This is a genomic window from Actinomadura sp. BRA 177, assembly GCF_013372625.1.
In the GTDB taxonomy this organism is placed as follows: Bacteria; Actinomycetota; Actinomycetes; order Streptosporangiales; family Streptosporangiaceae; genus Spirillospora.
On the sequence record NZ_JABXFD010000239.1, the window covers coordinates 1 to 8,195 of the forward strand.

Here is an 8,195-nt window from a genome sequence, read left to right on the forward strand (position 1 = left end):
GCGTGGGAGTTGGAAGCCCGTCGCGTGGGTGCGGAGATGGGTATAGGGGCCCGGGGCCGCCCGCCGGGCCGGCGCGCGGCGCGACCGGCTCGTCGCGCTGCACGGCGGGCCCGCCGGGCCGCGCCGGCTGGTGGCCGACTTCACCGCCGTCCCGTTCTGCGACGCGGCCGGGCTCGGCGCGCTGGTCGCCGCGCACAACCAGATCGCCGCGGCCGGCGGTGAGATCGTCCTCGCCGGGGTCCGGCCCGCCCAGCTGCGGCTGCTGCGCATCACCGGGCTGCACAAGCTGTTCCCGGTGCACGCCGCCGTGGACGACGTGTGGGCCGCGCCGGGCCCGCCCGCCGCGTCCAGGTGAACCCGGCCGTCCGCGCGGGCGGGGACGGTCCCCGCGGGGGCGGAACCCCGCCCGGGAGGCTACAGATGCCTTGCCGCCGGGCGGTTTCCGGGTCCCGCAAGGCGGCCGACTCCGGCTAGAGTCTCTTTTCGACAGGCCGCGTTCTCATCGGTGTTCTGGAGGCCGCTGTGGGCGGAGAGGAGTCCCCTCCCGTGGCCGCGCGCGTACCCCCGCAGGGGTCCGGGCCGGCCGCCGAGTGGGACGCCGCCGACGACCTGCCCGACGGGCTGCTGGTCGCCGGCCGCGACGCCCGCGTCGTGGTGTTCAACGCCGCCGCCGCGCGGATCACCGGGATCGCCGCCGGGTCCGCCGTCGGCCGCGACTTCCGCGACGTCCTGCCGCTGCACGACGCCGAGGGCCGCGACTGGTGGAAGTGCCTGGCCCCCTACGACGGCCTGCGCACCCGCACCCGGCACCCCGAGCGGGTGCTGTTCCTGCCCGGCGGCACCGAGGTGCTGGTGACGGCCGCCTACCGGCGGGACGGCCGCGGCCGGGTGGAACGGTTCACGGTGTGCCTGCGCGACGCGGTGCACCGCGCCCGCCAGGAACGCGACCGCGCCGACCTCGTCTCCACCGTGGCGCACGAGCTGCGCTCCCCGCTGACGAGCGTGAAGGGGTTCACCGCGACGCTGCTCGCCAAGTGGCACCGCTTCAACGACGACCAGAAGCGGGTGATGCTGGAGACCGTCAACGCCGACGCCGACCGGGTCACCCGGCTGATCACCGAGCTGCTGGACGTGTCCCGCATCGAGGCGGGCCGGCTGGAGATGCGCCGCCAGGTCGTCGACATCCCCGGCGAGGTCCGCAAGATCATCGCGGGGCGGGTCGCGGCCGGTGAGGCGGAGGACCGGTTCCGCTTCGAGACGCGCGGCGAGCTGCCCGAGATGTGGCTGGACCCCGACAAGATGGACCAGATCCTCGGCAACCTCATCGAAAACGCGGTGCGGCACGGAGCGGGGACCGTCACCATCGTGGTGGAGCCGGACGCGCACAAGGAGGGGGCCGTCGTGTCGGTGCGGGACGAGGGCGAGGGCATTCCGCCCGAGGCCGTCCAGCGCGTCTTCCGGCAGTTCTGGCGCGGCCCCGGCGGGAACCGCCGCGGTGGCACCGGCCTCGGGCTCTACATCGTCAAGGGCCTGGTCGAGGCGCACTGTGGCGTGATCACCGTGCGGCGGGCGCCCGGCGGCGGCGCCGAGTTCCGATTTACCGTGCCCGCAGGGGCCCCCGACTACGCCGGCTGACCGCGGCGCACGCCGCCGGTCGCGCCGCGCACCGGGTCCCTGGCCGGGCCAGCGCGTCACGCGCACGCTTTCCGGATCTTCACCGTCCGCGCACTAGACTGCGGGCGTCCCATGCCGACCGGAGTCGATCACACCACCATGTCTGCACCCAACAAGTCCTATGACCCTGTCGAGGTGTCCGCGTTGCAGCCCGAGGAGCTCGACCGGGCGCGCGCCGAGGCCCTCGCGGCCATCGCCGCCGCCGCCGACCTCGACGCCCTGAAGCAGGTCCGCCTGGCGCACGCCGGCGACCGCTCCCCGCTGGCCCTCGCCAACCGCGAGATCGGCGCGCTGCCGCCCGCGGCCCGCGCCGACGCCGGCAAGCGCATCGGCGCCGCCCGCGGCGCGGTGTCGAAGGCGCTGAAGGAGCGCCAGGCCGAACTGGAGGAGGAGCGCGACCAGCGCGTCCTCGTCGAGGAGACCGTCGACGTCACGCTCCCGTGGAACCGCGCCCCGCGCGGCGCCCGCCACCCGCTGACCACGATGCAGGAGCGGATGGCCGACGTCTTCGTCTCCATGGGCTTCGAGGTCTCCGAAGGCCCCGAGGTCGAGGCGGAGTGGTTCAACTTCGACGCGCTCAACTTCCTGCCCGACCACCCGGCCCGCACCATGCAGGACACGTTCTTCGTGGAGTCGGAGGGGTCCGGCCTGGTGATGCGCACGCACACCTCGCCGATGCAGATCCGCTCGCTGCTGTCGCGGGAGCTGCCCGTCTACGTGGTGGCGCCGGGACGCACGTTCCGCACCGACGAGCTGGACGCGACCCACAGCCCGGTCTTCCACCAGCTGGAGGGCCTCGCCGTCGACGAGGGCCTGACGATGGCCGACCTGCGCGGCGGCATCGACGCGTTCGTCACCGGCATGTTCGGTGAGGGGCTGAAGACGCGGTTCCGGCCGTCGTACTTCCCGTTCACCGAGCCGTCCGCCGAGGTGGACATGCAGTGCTTCGTGTGCCGGGGCGCGTCCGCGGAGCCGGGCGCCGACCCGTGCCGGACGTGCGGCTCGGAGGGCTGGATCGAGCTGGGCGGCTGCGGCATGGTCAACCCGCGGGTGCTGGTGGCCTGCGGCGTCGACGCCGACCGCTACAGCGGCTGGGCGTTCGGGCTGGGCGTCGAGCGGACGCTGATGTTCCGGCACGGCGTGGAGGACATGTACGACATGGTGGAGGGCGACGTCCGGTTCACCCTCCCGTTCGGGATGGAGATCTGATGCGCGCCCCGCTTTCCTGGCTGCGCGAGTACGTCGAGCTGCCGGCCGGCGTCACGGGCCGCGCCCTGGCCGCCGAGCTGATCGCGGCGGGCCTGGAGGTCGAGACCGTCGAGCAGGCGGGCGCCGACCTCACCGGCCCGCTCGTCGTCGGCGAGGTCCTGGCGATCGAGGAGCTGACCGGGTTCAAGAAGCCGATCCGGTACTGCCAGGTGAACGTCGGCGACGCCAACGGCACCGGCGAGCCGCAGAACATCGTGTGCGGCGCCACCAACTTCGCGGCCGGCGACCACGTCGTGGTCATCCTGCCGGGCGGCGTGCTGCCCGGCGGGTTCCAGATCGGCGCCCGCAAGACCTACGGGCACGTGTCCGAGGGCATGATCTGCTCGGTCAGCGAGCTGGGCATCGGCGAGGACCACAGCGGCATCCTCGTCCTGCCGGCGGACACGCCCGTCGGCGCGGACGCGATCGAGCTGCTCGGGCTGCGCGACGACGTCCTCGACATCGCCGTCACCCCGGACCGCGGCTACGCCCTGTCGATCCGCGGCCTCGCCCGCGAGGCCGCCACCGCCTACGGCGTCCCGTTCAAGGACCCGGCGGACGTGGAACTCCCGGCGAAGAACGGAGAGGCCTACCCGGCGAGCATCGGTGACCCGAGCGCGTGCGACCGGTTCGTCCTGCGTGAGGTGCGCGGGTTCGACGCGGACGCGAAGACCCCGATGTGGATGCAGGTCCGCCTGCACCGCGCCGGGATGCGGCCGGTGTCGCTCGCCGTGGACATCACCAACTACCTGATGCTGGAGCTCGGCCAGCCGCTGCACGCCTTCGACCGGGGCAAGCTCACCGGGCCGATCGTGGTGCGGCGCGCGGCGCCCGGCGAGAAGCTGGAGACGCTCGACCACGTCCAGCGGACCCTCGACCCCGACGACATCCTCATCACCGACGAGTCGGGGCCGATCTCGATGGCCGGCACGATGGGCGGCCTCGCCACCGAGATCGACGACCGGTCCGCCGACATGGTCATCGAGGCCGCGCACTTCGACGCCATGGGCACCGCCCGGATGAGCCGCCGCCACAGGCTGCACAGCGAGGCGTCGCACCGGTTCGAGCGCGGCGTCGACCGCGAGCTGCCGCTGTACGCGTCCTACCGGGCGGTCCGGCTGCTCGCCGAGCTGGGCGGCGCGGAGGTCGTGCCGGGCGTGACGCACGCCGAGGCGCCGGTCGAGCCGGTCACCGTCACGATGCCCGCCGGGCACCCCGACAAGGTCGCGGGCGTCGCCTACGGGCGGGACGCGGTCGTCCGGCGGCTGGAGCAGGTCGGCTGCGCGGTCGCCGGTGACGGCGTCCTGACGGTGACGCCGCCGTCGTGGCGTCCCGACCTGACCGACCCGAACGACCTCGCCGAGGAGGTCATCCGGCTCGAAGGCTACGAGGACATCCCGGCCAGGGCGCCGCGTCCCGCCGCCGGGCAGGGGCTGACCCCGCGGCAGCGGCTGCGCCGCCGCGTCGGCCGCGCGCTCGCCGGCGCCGGCTACGTCGAGGCCCTGGCGTTCCCGTTCATCGCCGAGAAGGACCTGGACGGCCTGCAGCTGCCGGCCGGCGACGCCCGCCGCCGGACGATGCGGCTGGCGAACCCGCTGTCGGAGCAGGAGCCGCTGCTGCGCACCACGCTGCTTCCGGGTCTGCTGAAGGTCCTGGCGCTGAACGTGGGCCGCGGCTTCGGCGACGCCGCCCTGTTCGAGATCGGCGTGGTGTTCCGGCCGCGCCCGGACGCGCCGGAGCGCGCGCCGCGCCTCGCCGTGGACCGCGGCCCGACGGCCGAGGAGATCGCCTCCCTGGAGGCGGCGCTGCCCGACCAGCCGCACCGGGTCGCGGTCGTGCTGTCCGGCGACCGGGAGCCGTCCGGCTGGTGGGGTCCGGGACGTCCGGCGGTGTGGGCGGACGCGATCGAGGCCGCCCGCATGGTGGCCCATGAGGTCGGCGTTGAGCTGACGGCGAAGGCCGCCCAGCACGCGCGGTGGCACCCCGGCCGCTGCGCCGCCCTGTACGCCGGCGACACCCTCGTCGGGCACGCGGGCGAACTGCACCCGCGCGTCACGAAGGCGTACGGGCTGCCGGCGCGGTCATGCGCGATGGAGCTGGAGCTGCGCCGCCGGGGCGAGCCGGTCTCCGTCCGCGCGTCGCACGTGTCGTCCTACCCGGTCGCCACGCAGGACGTGGCGCTGACCGTCGGCTCCGCGGTGCCCGCCGCGGAGGTCGAGTCGGCGCTGCGCGACGGCGCGGGGGACCTGCTGGAGGCGATCCGGCTGTTCGACGTCTACACCGGCGAGCAGGCGGGGGAGGGCCGCAAGTCCCTCGCGTACTCGCTGCGGTTCCGCGCCCCGGACCGCACGCTGACCGCCGAGGAGGCGTCGCAGGCACGCGACGCCGCGGTGGCGGCGGCGTCGGAGCGCACCGGAGCCGTCCTGCGCGGCGCCTGACGGAGGGAACGCGCGTCCCGGACCGGGGCGCGCGTTCACCCCGCGTAGTCGAGGCTTCCGTCGCGGCGGCCGACGGACACGAGCCGGTCCATCGACAGCGCCGCCACCGCGTACCAGCAGGCCCCGACCAGCGCCTCGGTCCCGAGCAGCCCCATGACGTGGCCGATGGGCGCGCCGTCGAGGATGCCGCGCACAGCCTCCAGCCCGTGCACGACCGGCAGCGCCTGCGCCGCGAACTCCAGCGGCGCGGGCCACACCTCCACCGGGACGTTCACCCCGCCGAACGTCATCACGATCCCGTAGGCGACGTTCAGCACCAGCCACTCGACGCCGCGCAGCCGCAGCGCGATGCCCGCCAGCGCGCACCCGTACCCGTAACTGCTGACGAGTATGAGCAGCATGACCGGCATGGCGTATCCGGCCTGCGGCCACGGCAGCGGGACGCCCAGCAGCGGCGGCAGCACCAGCCAGGCGACCGACGAACTGGTCAGCCCGGTCACGGTCCACTGAAGCCCGCGTCCCAGATATACGGGCAGGTGCCCGGACGGCGCGATGGCCAGCAGCGGCAGTGTCCCCATGCGCCGCTCACCGGCGAGCGAGATCACCACGATCGTGGACTCCATGCAGGCAAGCACCACGATGTTGCCGACCAGCACATACTGCATCGTGGCCTCGTCGCCGACGTAGCGGCCCAGCAGCGCGTAGAACGTGGCCTGGCAGAGCAGCCTCATCAGCCACCCGAACGTCCACGTCTTCCACGTGTAGACGGCGCCCATCTCGGCGAACCCGAGGATCAGCGACTCCCGGACGATCCGGAGCACGTGCCTCATGCGAACTCCACCATTCCGTCCCTACGGGACCGGTTCACGTAGCGGTGGGTCAGCCACATTCCCGCCGCCATCGACGCCGCGCCCAGCGCGAGGATCGCCGCGACCGGCCAGACCCAGCCGCTCGCGTCGCCGCGCACGGCGTCGCGCAGCAGCTCCGCGCTCCACGAAAGGAACACGACCCGGCTGAACGGGTGCAGCCAGCCGGGCAGCGCCGCGACCGGGACGAGGATCCCGCCGAGGATGTAGAACGGGTAGCCGAGCGAGTTCTGCAGGACGTCCCGCGCCCGCGACACCACGAGCACCGCCGACAGCAGCGTCGCCGTCCCGATCGTCGCGAGGCAGGTGACCGCGACCGCGAGCACGAACAGCGCCGGATCGGCGACCGTCACGACCCGGCCGAACCCGAGCGCCGCCACCAGCCACGACTCCGCGAACGCCGCCACGCCGACCAGCACCACCATCGCGACCCGCCCGGCCACCACCGGGCCGAGCGGGACGGGCGCCGCGACCATCGGGGAGAACCGGCCGGCCCAGCGGTCCTCGGGCACGATGCGGCCCGCGTAGTCGAGCGCGGCAACCCACAGCCCGATCAGGCCCGGTGCGAGGACGGCGTTCGCCACGGCGTCCGGACGGTGCGACGTCACGGTCAGCGCCAGCATCGTCGTCGTCTGCATGGGCGCGATGAGCAGGATGAGCGCGTGCTCCGGATCGCGCCGCGACAGTGCCACCTGCAGCAGGATCGCCTGCCACATCGCGCGGAGCGTGCTCATACCCGCATCCCCCGGTCGCCGACCGTGCGCAGGTAGACCTCTTCGAGGGTCGGCTCGCCGCGCCGGGCGGTGAGGACGTCGCGGTCCAGCAGCCAGGCGAGGACGCGGCGGGTGCCGTCCCGGCCGGTCGTGTGGACGCGCCACGCCGCCCCGTCCCGGTGCTCGACGTCGAGCACGTCCGGCAGCAGACCCAGCGCCTCCGTGAGGGACGGGTCGGAGTGGACGAAGTCGACGCATTCGCGTTCGCCGAGGAACCGCCCCACCCGCGCGGTGTCCCCGCTCAGCAGGACTTGTCCGTGGTCGATGAGCGTCACCCGGTCGCAAAGCGCCGTGGCCTCGTCCATGTCATGCGTGGCCAGCAGGAACGTGCGGCCCTCGGCGCGCAGGTCGAGGACGAGCCGCCGGAACGCCGCCGCCGCGACCGGGTCGAGACCGGAAGTCGGCTCGTCCAGGAACAGCACGCGCGGCTCGTGCAGCAGCCCCCGCGCGAGGTGCAGCCGCTGCCGCATCCCGCGCGAGAACCGCTCCACGCGGTCGTCGGCGCGTTCGGCGAGGCCGACCCGCTCCAGCAGCGCGTCGGCGCGCTCGCGGGTGGTGCGGGCGTCGAGTTTGTACAGCGCGCCCCAGAACAGCAGGTTGCGGCGGGCGGACAGCCGGTCGTAGAGGCCCCGGTCGCCGCCGAGGACGACCCCGACCAGCGACCGCACGGCACGCGTGTCGGCCACGACGTCGCGGCCGAGGACTCGCGCCGAACCGCCCGACGGCAGCAGCACGGTGGAAAGGATCTTGACGAGGGTGGTCTTGCCCGCCCCGTTCGGCCCGAGCAGCCCGTGGATCTCGTTCTGCTCGATGGTGAGGGTCAGGTCGTCCAGGGCGACGACGGGGTCCTGCCTGCCGCGCTTGTAGACGCGGCGCAGCCCGGCGGTGTGCACGGCGGCTTCCATGGCTCGACCGTCGCCGTAAGGAGGGGGCCGGAGCCATAAGGAGGCGGCTTATCTCCTAGGCGAGGCCACGGTCGCGGGCGGCGGCGACGGCCTCGCCGCGCGAGGACACGCCGAACTTGGCGAGGATGTTGGAGACGTGGACGCTGGCGGTCTTTGGGGAGATGACCAGCTCCTCGGCGATCTCCCGGTTGGAGCGGCCCCGCGCCAGCAGCCGCATCACCTCCGACTCCCGGGCGGTCAGCGGCCCGCCCGACGGCCCGGCCAGGCCCGCGCGGCGGGCCCGTTCGGAGA

7 protein-coding genes and 1 pseudogene are annotated in these 8,195 nt (G+C 74.1%); 4 read left to right on the forward strand and 4 right to left on the reverse strand.

The genetic code is table 11. From position 1 onward, the window contains the following. Window positions 1-85: 85 nt before the first annotated feature. The 4 genes and pseudogenes from HUX53_RS09425 to pheT all read left to right on the forward strand — a co-directional run. Window positions 86-355: pseudogene (locus HUX53_RS09425) on the forward strand (STAS domain-containing protein); the annotation flags it as partial. 191 nt (window positions 356-546) lie between these two features. Beyond that, window positions 547-1,635 (forward strand): ATP-binding protein, encoded by a 1,089-nt coding sequence (locus tag HUX53_RS09430; protein WP_176402774.1) that lies wholly within the window; start codon window positions 547-549, stop codon window positions 1,633-1,635. 138 nt (window positions 1,636-1,773) lie between these two features. Further along, window positions 1,774-2,883: a phenylalanine--tRNA ligase subunit alpha gene (gene pheS / locus HUX53_RS09435; protein WP_176402775.1), complete on the forward strand. Its 1,110-nt coding sequence runs from the start codon at window positions 1,774-1,776 to the stop codon at window positions 2,881-2,883. Then, window positions 2,883-5,360: a phenylalanine--tRNA ligase subunit beta gene (gene pheT, locus HUX53_RS09440; protein WP_176402776.1), complete on the forward strand. Its 2,478-nt coding sequence runs from the start codon at window positions 2,883-2,885 to the stop codon at window positions 5,358-5,360. The genes pheS and pheT overlap by 1 nt, the downstream gene beginning before the upstream one ends. A gap of 35 nt (window positions 5,361-5,395) precedes the next feature. Here pheT and HUX53_RS09445 read toward each other — a convergent pair whose 3' ends face one another. The 4 genes from HUX53_RS09445 to HUX53_RS09460 form a co-directional block, all read right to left on the reverse strand. Continuing rightward, window positions 5,396-6,190 carry an ABC transporter permease gene (locus HUX53_RS09445; protein WP_176402777.1) on the reverse strand — a complete coding sequence of 265 codons (795 nt, stop codon included), beginning with the start codon at window positions 6,188-6,190 and terminating at the stop codon, window positions 5,396-5,398. Beyond that, entirely contained in the window at window positions 6,187-6,960 is a 774-nt protein-coding gene (locus HUX53_RS09450; RefSeq protein WP_176402778.1) for an ABC transporter permease, read from the reverse strand. The genes HUX53_RS09445 and HUX53_RS09450 overlap by 4 nt, the downstream gene beginning before the upstream one ends. Then, the gene (locus tag HUX53_RS09455) at window positions 6,957-7,904 is read right to left on the reverse strand and encodes an ABC transporter ATP-binding protein (protein ID WP_176402779.1); all 948 of its coding nucleotides are present in this window, start codon (window positions 7,902-7,904) and stop codon (window positions 6,957-6,959) included. Before HUX53_RS09455 ends, HUX53_RS09450 begins: the two co-directional genes overlap by 4 nt. Before the next feature lie 55 nt (window positions 7,905-7,959). Further along, the coding region (locus HUX53_RS09460; RefSeq protein ID WP_176402780.1) for a response regulator transcription factor at window positions 7,960-8,195 on the reverse strand (236 nt) is incomplete at its 5' end.